Source organism: Nitratireductor sp. B36, from assembly GCF_020833685.1.
Taxonomy (GTDB): Bacteria; Pseudomonadota; Alphaproteobacteria; order Rhizobiales; family Rhizobiaceae; genus Nitratireductor.
This window is the reverse complement of the sequence record NZ_JACKZY010000002.1, coordinates 612144-627100: the sequence shown is the minus strand read 5'-3', so window position 1 is coordinate 627100 and position 14957 is coordinate 612144. Positions and strand designations below refer to the sequence as shown.

Annotated in this window: 14 protein-coding genes; 11 read left to right on the top strand and 3 right to left on the bottom strand. The window is 61.3% G+C overall.

Annotated elements, in window-relative coordinates; all coding sequences use genetic code 11:
- Nucleotide 1 precedes the first annotated feature (1 nt).
- The 7 genes from H7H48_RS09590 to H7H48_RS09560 all read left to right on the top strand — a co-directional run bounded on the left by H7H48_RS09590 (nt 2) and on the right by H7H48_RS09560 (nt 6872).
- Nucleotides 2–295, top strand: coding sequence for a cupin domain-containing protein (locus H7H48_RS09590; RefSeq protein ID WP_025029618.1), 294 nt, complete (start codon nt 2–4; stop codon nt 293–295).
- 13 nt (nt 296–308) lie between these two features.
- A complete protein-coding gene (locus H7H48_RS09585; protein WP_229448832.1) occupies nt 309–1559 on the top strand; it encodes a Zn-dependent hydrolase in 1251 nt (416 codons plus the stop codon).
- Nucleotides 1560–1610: 51 nt separating this feature from the next.
- Nucleotides 1611–3062: a dihydropyrimidinase gene (gene hydA, locus H7H48_RS09580; protein ID WP_065814914.1), complete on the top strand. Its 1452-nt coding sequence runs from the start codon at nt 1611–1613 to the stop codon at nt 3060–3062.
- Nucleotides 3063–3075: 13 nt separating this feature from the next.
- Entirely contained in the window at nt 3076–3900 is an 825-nt protein-coding gene (locus tag H7H48_RS09575) for an ABC transporter ATP-binding protein (protein WP_229448831.1), read from the top strand.
- 159 nt (nt 3901–4059) lie between these two features.
- Nucleotides 4060–4986: an ABC transporter permease gene (locus tag H7H48_RS09570; protein WP_229448830.1), complete on the top strand. Its 927-nt coding sequence runs from the start codon at nt 4060–4062 to the stop codon at nt 4984–4986.
- Nucleotides 4983–5843: an ABC transporter permease gene (locus tag H7H48_RS09565; RefSeq protein ID WP_229448829.1), complete on the top strand. Its 861-nt coding sequence runs from the start codon at nt 4983–4985 to the stop codon at nt 5841–5843. Before H7H48_RS09570 ends, H7H48_RS09565 begins: the two co-directional genes overlap by 4 nt.
- 45 nt (nt 5844–5888) lie before the next feature.
- The gene (locus H7H48_RS09560) at nt 5889–6872 is read left to right on the top strand and encodes an ABC transporter substrate-binding protein (protein ID WP_229448828.1); all 984 of its coding nucleotides are present in this window, start codon (nt 5889–5891) and stop codon (nt 6870–6872) included.
- Nucleotides 6873–6881: 9 nt separating this feature from the next.
- On the opposite strand, the gene H7H48_RS09555 is transcribed toward H7H48_RS09560, so the two are convergent.
- Nucleotides 6882–7664 carry a helix-turn-helix domain-containing protein gene (locus H7H48_RS09555; RefSeq protein WP_229448827.1) on the bottom strand — a complete coding sequence of 261 codons (783 nt, stop codon included), beginning with the start codon at nt 7662–7664 and terminating at the stop codon, nt 6882–6884.
- Between the two features lie 232 nt (nt 7665–7896).
- Here H7H48_RS09555 and pobA point away from each other — a divergent pair, with 232 nt between their 5' ends.
- Nucleotides 7897–9069, top strand: a complete 1173-nt coding sequence (gene pobA / locus H7H48_RS09550) for a 4-hydroxybenzoate 3-monooxygenase (RefSeq protein WP_229448826.1) — start codon at nt 7897–7899, stop codon at nt 9067–9069.
- Nucleotides 9070–9120: 51 nt separating this feature from the next.
- Here pobA and paaZ read toward each other — a convergent pair whose 3' ends face one another.
- Both paaZ and H7H48_RS09540 read right to left on the bottom strand, forming a co-directional pair.
- Nucleotides 9121–11154 carry a phenylacetic acid degradation bifunctional protein PaaZ gene (gene paaZ / locus H7H48_RS09545; protein ID WP_229448825.1) on the bottom strand — a complete coding sequence of 678 codons (2034 nt, stop codon included), beginning with the start codon at nt 11152–11154 and terminating at the stop codon, nt 9121–9123.
- Between the two features lie 18 nt (nt 11155–11172).
- The gene (locus tag H7H48_RS09540; protein WP_229448824.1) at nt 11173–12411 is read right to left on the bottom strand and encodes a cytochrome P450; all 1239 of its coding nucleotides are present in this window, start codon (nt 12409–12411) and stop codon (nt 11173–11175) included.
- A gap of 115 nt (nt 12412–12526) precedes the next feature.
- Here H7H48_RS09540 and paaI point away from each other — a divergent pair, with 115 nt between their 5' ends.
- The 3 genes from paaI to H7H48_RS09525 are packed head-to-tail and all read left to right on the top strand — an operon-like array spanning nt 12527 to nt 14933.
- Nucleotides 12527–12964 (top strand): hydroxyphenylacetyl-CoA thioesterase PaaI, encoded by a 438-nt coding sequence (gene paaI / locus H7H48_RS09535; RefSeq protein ID WP_223022407.1) that lies wholly within the window; start codon nt 12527–12529, stop codon nt 12962–12964.
- Nucleotides 12965–12982: 18 nt separating this feature from the next.
- Nucleotides 12983–14293 carry a phenylacetate--CoA ligase PaaK gene (gene paaK, locus H7H48_RS09530; protein ID WP_229448823.1) on the top strand — a complete coding sequence of 437 codons (1311 nt, stop codon included), beginning with the start codon at nt 12983–12985 and terminating at the stop codon, nt 14291–14293.
- Between the two features lie 43 nt (nt 14294–14336).
- Nucleotides 14337–14933: a TetR/AcrR family transcriptional regulator gene (locus tag H7H48_RS09525; RefSeq protein ID WP_229448822.1), complete on the top strand. Its 597-nt coding sequence runs from the start codon at nt 14337–14339 to the stop codon at nt 14931–14933.
- The last annotated feature ends 24 nt before the right edge of the window (nt 14934–14957 follow it).

Below are 14957 nucleotides of genomic sequence, written 5' to 3'. Positions count from 1 at the left end.
CATGGCAACGGAACGCGAAAAGGCCACCCATGAGGTGCTGATCGACGATGAGCGCGTGCGCGTGACCCGCTGGGATTTTGCGCCGGGCGCGGAAACCGGCTGGCACCGCCATGGCATGGACTATGTGATCACCACGCTCACGCCCTGCGCCTTCCATCTGGAAATGCCGGGTGGCGAGACCGTGCACAACAACCTTGAAGCAGGCGTTTCCTACCGCCGCGACGAGGGTGTGGAGCACAATGTCATCAATGGCGGCGACAAACCGATGTCGTTCGTCGAAGTGGAATTAAAGTAAGGGACAACACAACATGGCCGCACCGGGCGAGAACATGAAGATCAACGCCGACCGCCTCTGGGATTCACTCATGGAGATGGCGAAGATCGGGCCCGGTGTGGCCGGCGGCAACAACCGCCAGACACTGACCGACGAAGACAGCGAAGGCCGAAAACTCTTTCAGAAATGGTGCGAGGAAGCCGGGCTCGAAATGGGCGTGGACGAAATGGGCACCATGTTCGCAACGCGCGCAGGCACCGACCCAGACGCCCTGCCCGTCTATGTGGGCTCCCACCTCGACACCCAGCCGACAGGCGGCAAATATGACGGCGTGCTCGGCGTTCTGGGCGGGCTCGAAATCATCCGCTCGATGAACGATCTGGGCATCAAGACCAAGCACCCCATCGTGGTGACCAACTGGACCAATGAGGAAGGCACGCGCTTTGCGCCTGCCATGCTGGCGTCGGGCGTGTTTGCGGGCGTCCATGAGCGCGACTGGGCCTATGACCGCACGGACGCGGAAGGCAAGCGCTTCGGCGACGAGCTGGAGCGCATCGGCTGGAAGGGCGACGAGCCCGTCGGCCAGCGCAAGATGAAGGCCTTCTTCGAATTGCACATCGAGCAGGGACCGATCCTTGAGGACGAGCTCGTCGACATCGGCGTCGTCACCCATGGGCAGGGCCTGTGGTGGCTGCAGGTAACGCTGACCGGCAAGGAGAGCCACACCGGCTCGACACCGATGCCCAAGCGCCGCAATGCCGGGCTCGGCATGGCGCGGGTGACGGAGCTGGTGCATGAAGTGGCGATGGACCACCAGCCAAACGCCGTGGGCGCCATCGGCCATGTGGAGGTCTACCCCAATTCCCGCAACGTCATTCCGGGCAAGACGGTGTTCACCGTCGACATCCGCTCGCCTGACGAGAAGACGCTGAACAAAATGCGCGCGAAGATCGAGGCGGGCATCGAGACGATCTGCGACGCGCTCGACATCAAATTCGAGATCGAGCCGGTCGGCCATTTCGCCCCGGTCACCTTCGACGAAGGCTGCGTGAAGGCGATCCGCGACGCCGCCGAACGGCTTGGCTATTCGCATCGCGACATCGTTTCGGGCGCCGGCCACGACGCCTGCTGGATCAATCAGGTGGCGCCGACCGCCATGGTGATGTGCCCCTGCGTCGACGGGCTTTCGCACAATGAGGCGGAAGAGATCACGAAGGAGTGGGCGCAAGCGGGTGCGGACGTTCTTTTCCATGCCGTGGTGGAAACGGCGGAGATCGTCGAATGATCTGACGATCCCCCAAATCCGCCGAGGACAACACAATAAGAGGGGAAACTCATGTCCAAGGTCATCAGAAACGGAACCATCGTCACGGCCGACCGGACGTGGAAGGCCGACATTCTCGTACAGCACGACAAGATCGTGGCGATCGGCCACGATCTTCATGGCGATCATGAGATCGACGCCACCGGCTGCTATGTGATGCCGGGCGGGATCGACCCGCACACCCATCTGGAAATGCCCTTCATGGGCACCTATTCGAGCGACGATTTCGAAAGCGGCACCCGCGCTGCCGTCTCGGGCGGCACGACGATGGTGGTGGATTTCTGCCTGCCCTCGCCCGGTCAATCCCTGCTGGAGGCCATCCAAATGTGGGACAATAAGTCGACCCGGGCGACCTGCGACTATTCCTTTCACATGGCGATCACCTGGTGGGGCGAGCAGGTCTTCAACGAGATGCCTGAGGTGGTGGAAAAGGGCATCACCTCCTTCAAGCATTTCATGGCCTACAAGGGCGCGCTGATGGTGGACGATGACGAGATGTATTCGTCGTTCCAGCGCTGTGCGGAACTGGGCGCCCTGCCCCTCGTCCATGCCGAAAATGGCGATGTGGTCGCTCAGCTTCAGGCAAAGCTTCTGGAGGAAGGCAACAATGGGCCGGAGGCGCACGCCTATTCGCGCCCGCCCGAGGTGGAGGGCGAGGCCACCAACCGCGCCATCATGATCGCCGACATGGCGGGCACACCGCTTTATGTGGTGCATACATCGTGCGAGCAGAGCCACGAGGCGATCCGCCGCGCGCGGCAGAAGGGCATGCGCGTTTACGGCGAACCGCTGATCCAGCACCTGGTGTTGGATGAAAGCGAATATGCCAATGCCGACTGGGACCATGCCGCACGCCGCGTGATGAGCCCGCCCTTCCGCAACAAGCAGCACCAGGATTCGCTGTGGGCAGGGCTGCAGGCCGGCTCGTTGCAGGTGGTGGCGACAGACCATTGCGCCTTCACGACGGAGCAGAAGCGCTACGGCGTGGGGGACTTCACAAAGATCCCCAATGGAACCGGCGGACTTGAGGACCGCATGCCCGTTCTGTGGACCTATGGGGTCAATACAGGGCGGCTGACCATGAACGAATTCGTCGCCGTCACCTCCACCAATATTGCAAAAATCCTGAACATGTATCCGCAAAAGGGTGCGATCGTTGAGGGCGCCGATGCGGACATCGTGATCTGGGACCCGGAAGCCACGAAGACGATTTCCGCCAAAAGCCAGCAATCGGCCATCGATTACAATGTGTTCGAGGGTATTGAGGTGAAGGGCCTTCCAAAGACCGTTCTGTCCCGCGGCGAGATCGTGGTCGAGGATGGCGCGGTGAAGCCGAAGCCGGGCCACGGAAGATTCGTGGGACGCAAACCGCACATGGCGGTGAACCGGGCGCTTTCGCAATGGAAGCAGGTGACCGCGCCGCGCAAGGTGGAGCGGACGGGCATTCCGGCGAGCGGCGTATAAGGAGGCACATCCATTGAACGCCAACCCAGCAATCCGCCAGGAAGCGTCCTCCCCTCAAACCAGCCAGCCCGTCGTGGAAGCGAAGGGGCTCGGCCTCACCTTCGAAACCAATGACGGGCCGGTGCGTGCGCTCGCCGATGTGGATCTGACCATCAACAAGGGTGAGTTCGTCTCCTTCATCGGCCCATCGGGCTGCGGCAAGACCACGTTTCTGCGTGTGATTGCCGATCTGGAGCAGCCGACCGCCGGCGAAATTCTCGTCAACGGAATGACGCCGGAAGAGGCGCGCCGCAAGCGGGCCTATGGCTATGTGTTTCAGGCGGCGGGGCTCTTTCCCTGGCGCACCATCGAGCAGAATGTCGCCCTGCCGCTGGAGATCATGGGCTATTCGAAGGCAGAGCAGAAAGAGCGCGTGCACCGCACGCTCGATCTGGTGAACCTGGCGGGTTTTGAGAAGAAGTTTCCCTGGCAGCTTTCCGGCGGCATGCAGCAACGCGCATCGATTGCCCGTGCGCTCGCCTTCGACGCCGATCTCCTTCTGATGGACGAGCCGTTCGGCGCGCTCGACGAAATCGTGCGCGACCACCTGAACGAACAGTTGCTAGACCTGTGGGCCCGCACCGGCAAGACAATCGGCTTCGTGACCCACTCGATACCGGAGGCGGTTTATCTTTCGACGCGCATCATCGTCATGTCGCCACGGCCCGGCCGCGTGACGGACGTGATCGATTCCCCGTTGCCAAGGGAACGACCGCTCGACATCCGCGAAACGCCGGAGTTTCTGGAAATCGCACACCGGGTGCGCGAGGGTCTGCGTGCGGGGCATGGCGATGACTGAGCCACTGATTGCCGTTTGCGCCCGCCCCTCATCCTCACCTTCTCCCCGCAGGCGGGGAGAAGGAGGCATAGACGTCGCCGCGTCGTCCTTCTCCCCGCGTGCGGGGAGAAGGTGCCGGCAGGCGGATGAGGGGCAGCACCCCGCCCAGCAGGTGACACCATGACGGCGGCGGCGGACACAGCCCCAACCCGCACCACAACGCCCGTCTTCCGTCGCGCGGTGGAAGGTAAAGCCCTGCCTATCCTCATCGTGCTCGGCGTCATAATCCTCATCTGGTACGCCTTCACCGTCTATCTCAACGCCCCATGGCAGATCGACGCCTATGAGCGGGCGGGGACGGAATGGACAGCCACCGATCTCGTGCGTGATACGATGGCGCAGGAGCGTCCCGTTCTGCCCTCGCCGCATCAGGTGGTGGCGGAAATCTGGAAAACCACGGTCGGAACCCGGCTCACATCCAAGCGAAACCTGTTCTATCACGCCTGGATCACCCTCTCCTCCACCCTGCTAGGTTTCGTGATCGGCACCGCGCTCGGCGTGCTGCTTGCCGTTGGCATCGTGCACAATAGGGCGATGGACAAGTCCGTCATGCCGTGGGTGATCGCCAGTCAGACGATCCCGATCCTGGCGGTCGCACCGATGATCATCGTGGTGCTGAACGCCATCGGCCTCTCGGGCCTTCTGCCCAAGGCGCTGATTTCCACCTATCTCTCCTTCTTTCCCGTTGTCGTGGGCATGGTGAAGGGCTTCCGCAGCCCAGAAGCATTCCAGCTCGACCTGATGCGCACCTACAATGCCAGCGGCACTCAGACCTTCTGGAAACTGCGCTGGCCGGCCGCCCTCCCCTATCTCTTCACCTCCATGAAGGTGGCGGTGGCGATAAGCCTCGTGGGTGCGATTGTCGGCGAACTGCCGACAGGAGCGGTTTCGGGCCTCGGCGCGCGGCTTCTGGCCGGCTCCTATTACGGCCAGACGGTGCAGATATGGTCGGCCCTCTTCATGGCTGCCGCACTCGCGGCCCTTCTGGTGGGGCTTGTAGGCATCGGCCAGCGAGTGGTGATGGCCCGGTTGGGAGCAAAGCCATGAACTGGGCCTTGACCGGAGCGCTTCTTTTCTGGGCCGCCGCATGGGCGCTGAACGAGTGGCTCGCCAGGCTGAACCCGCACTCGGCATCCGCCAGACGTGCGCTTGGCCTGCTCATCCCGGCGATCTTCGGTATCACGCTTCTAGTGGTGTGGGAGGGCGTGGTGCGCGGTTTCGACATTTCGCCCGTGCTCCTCACGCCACCCAGCGCCATCTGGACCCGTATCACATCCTCCCTGCCGACACTCTGGGCCGATTTCCAGCAAACCTTCCTGAAGGCGGTTCTGATCGGCTACGCCATCGGCTGCGGCGCCGGCTTCCTGACCGCCATCGCCATCGACCGCTCGCCCTTCCTGCAGCGCGGCCTGATGCCGCTTGGAAACTTCGTCTCCGCCCTGCCGATCATCGGCGTCGCGCCGATCATGGTCATGTGGTTCGGCTTCGACTGGCCCTCCAAGGCCGCTGTCGTCATCATCATGACCTTCTTTCCCATGCTGGTGAACACGGTCGAGGGGCTTTCAGCCTCCTCCGCCATCGACCGCGATCTGATGCGCACCTATGCCTCGTCCTACTGGCAGACGCTTTTCAAGCTGCGCCTGCCGGCGGCAGCCCCCTTCATCTTCAATGCACTGAAAATCAACTCCACGCTGGCGCTGATCGGGGCCATCGTCGCCGAATTTTTCGGCACGCCGATCGTGGGCATGGGGTTCCGCATTTCCACCGAGGTGGGGCGCATGAACATCGATATGGTGTGGGCAGAGATCGCGATGGCGGCTCTGGCAGGCTCACTTTTCTATGGTGCGGTGGCGCTTCTGGAGCGCGCTGTCACCTTCTGGCATCCATCCATGAGGAGTGGATAACCGGCCGCGTGGAGAACGGCGGCCCAATCAAAGAGGGAAGCGAAGATGAAACACGCAGTGAAAGGACTATTGTCCGGCGTACTGATGCTCACCGCCTCACAGGCAATCGCCGCAGACGATGTGACCTTGCAGCTCAAATGGGTGACGCAGGCACAGTTTGCCGGATATTACGTGGCCAAGGACAAGGGCTTCTACGAAGAAGAAGATCTGAACGTTGAGATCAAGCCGGGAGGCCCCGATGCTGCCCCGGTTCAGGTCCTCGTGGGTGGCGGCGCCGATGTTATGGTGGACTGGCTCCCCTCCGCGCTTGCCGCACGGGAAAAGGGCGCCCCGGTGGTCAACATCGCCCAGCCCTTCGCCAGGTCCGGCCTTACCATGGTCTGCCGCAAGGAAACCGGCATCGAGAAACCGGAAGACTTCAAGGGCAAGACGCTGGGCACCTGGTTCTTCGGCAATGAGTATCCGCTATACAACTGGCTGTCGAAACTTGGCCTGCCGCGAGACGGTTCGGAAGACGGAGTGACGATCCAGAAGATCGGATTCAATGTCGACCCGCTTTTGCAGAAACAGGCCGACTGCATCACCGCTATGACCTACAATGAATATTGGCAGGTGATTGATGCCGGTCTGACCGAAGACGATATCGTGGTCTTCAACTACACCGACGAAGGCGTGGCGACGCTGGAAGACGGGCTCTACGTATTGGAGGAAAAGCTTGAGGACCCCGAATTCGTGGACAGGATGGCGCGTTTTGTAAGGGCTTCGATGAAGGGCTGGATGTGGGCAAAGGACAACCCGGAAGAAGCGGCTATGATCGTGCTCGATAATGACGAAACCGGTGCGCAGACCGAAAAGCACCAGACGCGTATGATGGGCGAAATTGCCAAGCTTTTGGGTGAAGATGCCACACTGGATGAGGCCGCCTATCAGCAGACGGTGGAGACATTGCTGCAGGGCGGATCCGATCCGGTGATCACCAAGCAGCCGGAAGGCGCTTTCACCCACGAGGTGACCAAGAAAGCTATGTGATTACCGGTATCACGACGCCAGCCTGCGCCGTTGCGTCTCCCGATAGACGCTCGGCGTGGTGCCGGTCTGACGCCGGAAAAAGCGGTTGAAATAGGCTGGATCCTGAAAGCCCAGCGAATAGGCTATCGCCTGAACAGGTGTGGGCGTGAAGACAAGATCACGGCGCGCCGCGTCAATCAGACGGCGTGCGAGCAACCGCGAGACGCTCGCACCCGCCTCCCGTCGTGCGATCCGGTTCAGCTGCGCGACCGATACACCGATTTTCTCAGCGTAGAAGGCAACGGGACGATGCTCGCGAAAATGCGTTGCGATCAGTGTCTCCAGTGCCAAGAGCCGCCGGCTGTCGCTGTCTGACCTGCCCTGCGGCTCCGACGAGGATGCTCGCACACCAGCGCGCGCCAGCCGCAGCAGAATTTCGGTAACATGCATGTCCAGCAACAGATCACGGCCCAGAACGGAAGCTTTGCCATGTTCTTCAAGCAACTGAAAGAAAAGGCGCTCCAGATGCGTCCCTTCACCGGCCGTGTCATTCCCCATGGGCACAATGCGCGACTGAGTGAAGTAGGTCGAAAACGCCCTGTCTGACGCACGCGGCAAAGCCAGCCGGTCTGCGAGAACCGTCGCAACGACGCCTTCGGAACCTCGAGCAAAGTGAAACCCATGCGCCGCCCCCGGGGGAATAAAAATGGCGCAAGGAGCGGAAAACACGCCCCCCGCCATATCCTCACCGATCAGCTTTCCCTCTCCTGCGGTCATCCAGAACAGCTGAAAAAGCGCGTTGTGCCGATGCACCGAAATTTCCCAATTGTGCAGTGCACTGCGAGCAGAGAGCGTTTCACAGTGGAGCCAAAAATCAGAGGATTCGCCTGATTCTTCTTGATAAAGTCGGTAGTTTGGAACTCTGGTCCGCATCGCGCTTCTCTTCAAGTATGATCGAAAAGTGCAATCGTTTGCGACAAATGTCCATTGTCCGACAGCGTTGCGTCTTTCAGTCTTCCCCTCACCAAGGGAGGAAGGACGAAGCGTGCGAACACAAGTCGTCATAATAGGGTCTGGCCCGGCAGGCCTGCTGCTTGGACAGCTTCTTACCAATGCCGGCATCGACAATGTCATTCTCGAGCGGGCGTCGAAGGCACATGTGCTCTCGCGAATCCGCGCAGGCGTGCTTGAGGAAGGCACCGCCGCACTGCTCGATGAAGCCGGTGTGGGCACGCGCATGCGCCGCGAAGGCCTGCCCCATGACGGGTTCGATCTGGCATTCGACAACCGCCGTCACCGGGTTGATCTCCATGCCCTGACGGGCGGCAAACGCGTTCTTGTTTATGGCCAGACAGAGGTCACACAGGACCTGATGGACGGTCGAGGCTCCGCAGGCGCCATCACCGTCTACGAGGCCGGAAAGGTTCAGCCGCACGATTTTGAGGGCGCCCACCCCTATGTGACCTATGAAAAGGACGGGAAGCTCCATCGCATCGATTGCGACTTCATCGCCGGCTGTGATGGTTTCCACGGAATTTCCCGCAAATCCATCCGGCAAGACGCCATCGAAACCTTCGAACGCATCTATCCGTTTGGATGGCTTGGCATCATCGCCGAAGTGCCTCCGGTGGGCGACGAGCTGATCTATGCAAACCATCCACGCGGTTTCGCCTTGTGCTCCATGCGTTCAACGACCCGCAGCCGATACTACGTTCAGGTGGCGGCGGATGAGCACGTCGAGGACTGGTCCGACGACCGCTTCTGGGAGGAGATCCGCAAACGGCTGCCGACAGCCACTGCCGAGGCGATGATCACCGGGCCCTCGATCGAAAAATCCATCGCGCCTCTGCGGTCCTTCGTGGCGGAACCGATGCGCTTTGGCCGTCTGTTTCTGGCTGGCGACGCCGCTCACATCGTGCCCCCCACCGGCGCGAAGGGCTTGAATCTCGCTGCGAGCGACGTGCGCTATCTCTTTGATGCCTTTCGGGAATTCTATATCGAGCGGTCCTCCGCCGGGTTGGACGATTACTCAAACAAGGCACTTGCGCGTGTGTGGAAGGCCGAGCGTTTTTCCTGGTGGATGACGAGCACCCTGCATCGGTTTCCCGACCAGGGCACGTTCGGCCAGCGGATCCAGCATGCGGAGCTCGATTATCTGTTCCAGTCGCGTGCCGCGCTTACCATGCTGGCCGAAAATTATGTGGGCCTGCCCTTCTAGCGCGAAACCGAAAAAGATCAGGCCGGAGGAACGTGAAGCGGTTTTGAACTGTCACTCCATGGCGTTCATCGTCAGGAGTTCATAGGCGGCAACCTGTTCGCCTTCCTGATTGTAAACGCCGACATCCCAGCGCACTTCGCCATATTCGTCCTTGCGGCGCGTCTTCTGCTTGACCGTAAGGCGCACCTTGAGCGCATCACCAGGAGAAACCGGTTTCATAAAGCGCAGATTGTCGAGACCATAATTGGCGAGCACCGGGCCCGGTGCCGGATCGACAAACATGCCCGCCGCAAAGGACAGGATCAGATAGCCGTGCGCGACACGCCCGGGGAAGAACGGATTGGCGGCAGCCGCCTCCTCGTCCATATGCGCGTAGAATGTATCGCCGGTGAACTCGGCGAAATGCTCGATGTCCGCCAACGTCACCTCGCGCGGACCGGCCCAGAGTGTGCGGCCCGGCTCCAATTCGCCAAAGGTCAGGCGGAAGGGGTGCGGCTCTTTCTCTTCGGTCGAAGCGCCCGCCACATAGCGATTGGTGATGCCGGCGATAAGGTCGGGGCTTGCCTGGATCGCGGTGCGCTGCATGTAGTGCATCACGCCACGCACACCGCCAAGCTCTTCACCGCCGCCGGCGCGGCCAGGACCGCCATGCACCATGTGCGGCAGCGGCGAACCGTGGCCGGTTGCTTCCTTGCCGGTGTCGCGGTTGGCGAAATAGAGCCGGCCATGGAAGGCGCCTGCCTCCAGAACCGCTTGGCGGGCCACCGCCGGATCATGGGTGAAGACTGAAGCGACGAGAGACCCCTCGCCGCGATTGGCGAGTTTCAGCGCATGGCCGAGATCACGGTATGGCATGATGGTGGACACGGGGCCGAAGGCCTCGACGGAATGCAGCTTCTGAGCGCCATCGGGATCGTCGCAGGAGAACAGCATGGGCGGCACGAAAGCGCCCGCGCCGGCATCCGCATCGGTGACCGAAAAGGCATCCGGGTCGCCAAAGACACGGCGGGCCTCGGTGGCCAGAATGCCGGCCTTTTCAAGAACGTCGTCGCGCTGGGCGAGGCTTGCGAGCGCGCCCATCCGCACGCCTTCGCTGCGCGGATTGCCGACCACGGTCTTCTCAAGCCGGGCAATGAGCGCGTCGGTGACCGCCTCGCGGTGCGCGTCGGACACGAAAATACGGCGCACAGCGGTGCATTTCTGGCCGGCCTTCGCGGTCATCTCGCGGTGCACTTCCTTGATGAAGGCATCGAATTCAGGCGTTCCAGGTGCTGCATCCGGCCCGAGCACCGAAGCGTTGAGCGAATCCTGCTCGGCCACGAAGCGCACGGAATTGCCGATGATCTTCGGGTTGGCGCGCAGCATGGATGCGGTGGAGGCGGAGCCCGTGAAGGACACCACGTCCTGACCGGTCAGGCGGTCGAGCAGGTCTCCGGTGGAGCCGGCGATGAACTGCACCGCGCCTTCCGGGAACAGGTCGGATTCCACGATCATGCGGAAACAGGCTTCGGCAAGCCACGCGGTGGCGGAGGCCGGCTTGACGATGGCCGGAACGCCGGCAATCAGTGTCGGCGCAAGCTTCTCCAACATGCCCCAAACCGGGAAGTTGAAAGCGTTGATGTGGACGGCCACGCCCTGAAGCGGGGTCGCCACGTGCTGGCCAACGAAGTTTCCGGAGCGCGAAAGCTGCTCCAGCGCGCCATCCACATAGACGTGATCGTCCGGCAGCTCGCGCCGGGCCTTGGACGAATAGACGAACAACGTGCCGATGCCGCCATCGATGTCGATCATCGAGTCAGGCTTGGTCGCGCCGGTCTCGTAAGAAAGCTCGTAGAGCGCTTCGCGGCGGTCGTTCAGATATTGCGCCAACGCCTTGATGGCGAAGGCGCGGTCGTGGAACGTCATCGCGCGCAGCGCCGGCCCGCCCACCTGGCGGGCATGATCGGCCATGCGGGCGAAATCCAGCTTTTGAGAGCCGAGTTCGGCAACGACATCGCCGGTGACCGCACTCCGCAGGGGTTTGAGGTCGCCCGAGGGCGCAACCCACGCCCCCGCCACATAGCTTTCAAGCCGCATCACGCTCATGGAAAACTCCTTTACTGGTCAGCGCACCCGCGCCGGCAGTCGGGAAAAGCCGCGGAAGCGCACACGTCCGGTGCGTTCGGGTTCGCCGGTCAGCCGGTAATCGGGAAAACGTTTGAGAAAATGCGAAATGCCGATGCGTCCTTCCATGCGCGCAAGCGAGAAGCCCGCGCACAGATGAGGGCCGCCGGCAAAGGCCAGATGCTTGTTCGGCTTGCGCCCCACATCGAGCCGGTCCGGCTCGGCGAACTGGCGTGGGTCGCGGTTGGCAGCACCAATGCACAAATGGATCGGTGTGCCAGGCTCCACGGTTTCGCCATAAAACTCCACCGGCTCCACCGCCATGCGGTTGCCAAACTGATTGGGGCTCTGGAAGCGTAAGAACTCATCGACAGCCGTTGCGATCAGGTCCGGGTCCGCTTCAAGCCGCGCTTTCTCTTCGGGCCATTGCAACAGCTCATAAAGGGCGTTGCCGATCAGGTTCGTGGTGGTCTCGTGACCGGCATTGAGGATGAAGATGCAGTTCTGCAAAAGCTCCACCTCGGAGAGCTCTTCCCCATCATTGCCGTTGATGAGACGGGTCAGAACGTCGGTCGCCGGATCGCCGGGATTGCGTCGGCGATCATCGGCGATGTCCTTGAGATAGGCCTTGAAATCGGTGACGGAGGTGTTGCCCCATCTGAGTTGTTCATCGCTGAGAACCGGTTCCAGCGCCCCGAGAATGGCGAGCGACCAGTCGCGCAGCGGCTCGCGTTCCTCATGGGGAATATCGAACAGATTGCCGATCACCTCGACCGGAATCGCCGCGGCAAAATCCTCGATCAGATCGACCTCGCCCTTCTCTTCCATACGGTCGAGCAGGCCATCGACCAGCGTGATCAGGCCCGGCTCAAGGGCTGCCAGCGCGCGCGGCGTCAGCGCCCCCATCATGATCTTGCGCACCCGCGTGTGGAGCGGCGGATCATTGAAGACGAGGCTTGTCGTATGATGTTCATAGAGCGGTGTGTCGCCGAATTTCGGCCGGAACTCCGCCTTCTTGTCGGAGGAGAAGGTTTTCGTGTCGCGGTAGACGCGATCGAGATCGGCATAGCGCGACAGCATAACGGAGCCATCGGAAAAGCGCTTCAAGGGTGCATGCTCCAGAAGCGCATGATAGACCGGAAATGGGTCATTCACGAAACCCGATGGCAGTGCCGTCAATTCGAACTCTTGCGCCAGTTTCTGGCTTTCCGCCACAGCGATCTGTGCCGTTTTCGTCATGCTATCCTCCCGGAAGCGGCGCCACCGCCTCCTCACAACAGTATTATTGACCGACCGGTCGGTTTATGCAAGTCTGATTGCATTGATGGCCTCGGGAGGAGCCTAAATGTCACAAATGCAACTGTCTCCACAGGAGATCGCAGAGCGTAGCGCGCAGGCGATGTGGGCGCGCGACGATGCGTCCAAATGGCTGGGATGCAGCCTCGATGCGGTGGCCCCGGGCAGCGCGACCCTCTCCATGACGGTGGAGAAACACCACACCAACGGGCACGACATTTGCCATGGTGGCTACATCTTCACGCTGGCGGATTCGGCCTTCGCCTTTGCCTGCAACTCCTACAATCAGATCGTTGTCGCACAGCACAATTCCATCACCTTCATTGCGCCCGCCGCGCTCGGCGACCGGCTGAAAGCAGTCGCGAGGGAGGTTGCGCGGTTCGGCCGCTCCGGGATTTATGACGTGCGGGTCGAAAATCAGGACGGCAAGCTGATCGCGGAATTCCGTGGCAATTCTCGCGTGATCAGCGGCAAACATTTCGAGGAGGAGGCCTGAGAGCTTCGGGAGAGACACATGAAAGACCTGACCCCAAGAAAAGAAGAGCTGGATCCCATTGAAATCGCCTCGCGCGATGAAATCCAGGCGTTGCAGCTGGTACGTCTCAAATGGTCGTTGAACCACGCCTATGAGAATGTGCCGCACTACAGGAAGAGTTTCGATGCTGCCGGCGTTCACCCCGACGACCTGAAAGAGCTCTCCGATCTCTCGAAATTCCCCTTCACCGTAAAAACGGATCTGCGCGACAACTATCCCTTCGGCATGTTTGCCGTGCCGCGTGAGAAAGTGGTGCGTATTCACGCTTCTTCCGGAACCACCGGCAAGCCAACCGTGGTGGGATACACGGAAAAGGACATCGACACCTGGGCGGAGGTCATGGCGCGCTCGATCCGCGCGTCTGGCACACGCCCCGGTGATGTCGTGCATGTGGCTTATGGCTATGGGCTCTTCACCGGCGGGCTTGGCGCGCACTATGGCGCGGAACGGCTTGGAGCCACTGTGGTGCCCGCATCCGGCGGCATGACCGCACGCCAGGTCACGCTGATCGAGGATTTTCGGGCGCAGACCATCATGGTCACCCCCTCCTACATGCTCTCGATCCTGGACGAATACCGGGCGCAGGGGCTGGACCCGCGCAAGAGCCCGCTGCAGGTGGGAATCTTTGGTGCCGAACCCTGGACCAATGCCATGCGGGCCGAGATCGAAGACGCATTCGACATGCACGCGGTCGACATTTACGGCCTGTCGGAGGTGATGGGACCGGGCGTTGCCAATGAATGCGTGGAGACGAAGGACGGGCTGCACATCTGGGAAGATCATTTCTATCCCGAGATCATCGACCCGGAAACCGGCGAAGTGCTGCCGGATGGCGAAATGGGCGAACTGGTGTTCACCTCGCTCACCAAGGAGGCCTTCCCCATCGTGCGCTACCGCACCCGCGATCTGACACGGCTTCTTCCCGGAACAGCGCGATCCATGCGTCGCATGGAAAAGATCACCGGCCGCTCGGACGACATGATGATCCTTCGCGGAGTGAACGTCTTCCCGACCCAGATCGAGGAACAGATTTTGACCGTGAAGGGCCTTGCGCCCCATTTCCAGATCGAGCTCACGCAGGAAGGCCGCATGGACGCCATGACCATCCATGTGGAGATGGCCTCGCTCGAAGCGAGTGAAGATGTTCGCCTCGCCGCCTGCCGCCAGCTCGGCGAACGCATCAAGGATGTGGTCGGGGTGACGGTGCGCGTCCACGCGACCGATCCCGGCAGTGTGGCCCGCAGCCAGGGCAAGGCCGTGCGCATCATCGACAAGCGGGTAAAACAGTGATCTTAACCGACATTTCCAAGCATCCTGATTTCGAAGGAAACTGATGGCCCGCACACGCGCCAAGGACTACGACGACAAGCGCGACGCCATGCTGCATGGCGCCGCGCGCATTTTCGCGCGTGATGGCTACGACCGCGCCTCAATGAACCAGCTTGCAACAGAACTGGGTGTCTCCAAGGCGCTGCTCTACCACTACTACGCCTCCAAGGAAGCGCTGCTCTTCGATATCATCGAAACGCATCTGCAGGAACTGGTGGAGGCGGTGGAAGAGGCGGATGATCCGGAGGCCGGGCCTCGTGCACGACTCGAACGGCTGGTCACGGCCCTGCTCGAAGCCTATCGCGACGCCGACAATGAGCACCGCGTTCAACTTTCCGGCCTTCAGCTTCTCCCCGAGCGACAACAGGAACAGTTGAAGGCTTTGGAGCGGCAATTGGTGGCGATCTTCGCCGAAGCGGTGCGTCAGGTTAATCCCACGGCCTTCGACAACAGGCCACTTCTGAAACCGGTCACGATGAGCCTTTTCGGTATGCTCAACTGGTTCTACATGTGGTTTCGCGAGGATCGCGGAATTTCGAGGCAGGACTATGCAAGGCTCGCGACCCATCTGCTTGTGAGCGGCGTCTCCACGCTCGACTGACAGTCTTGCCCGCCCCGTTCTGCC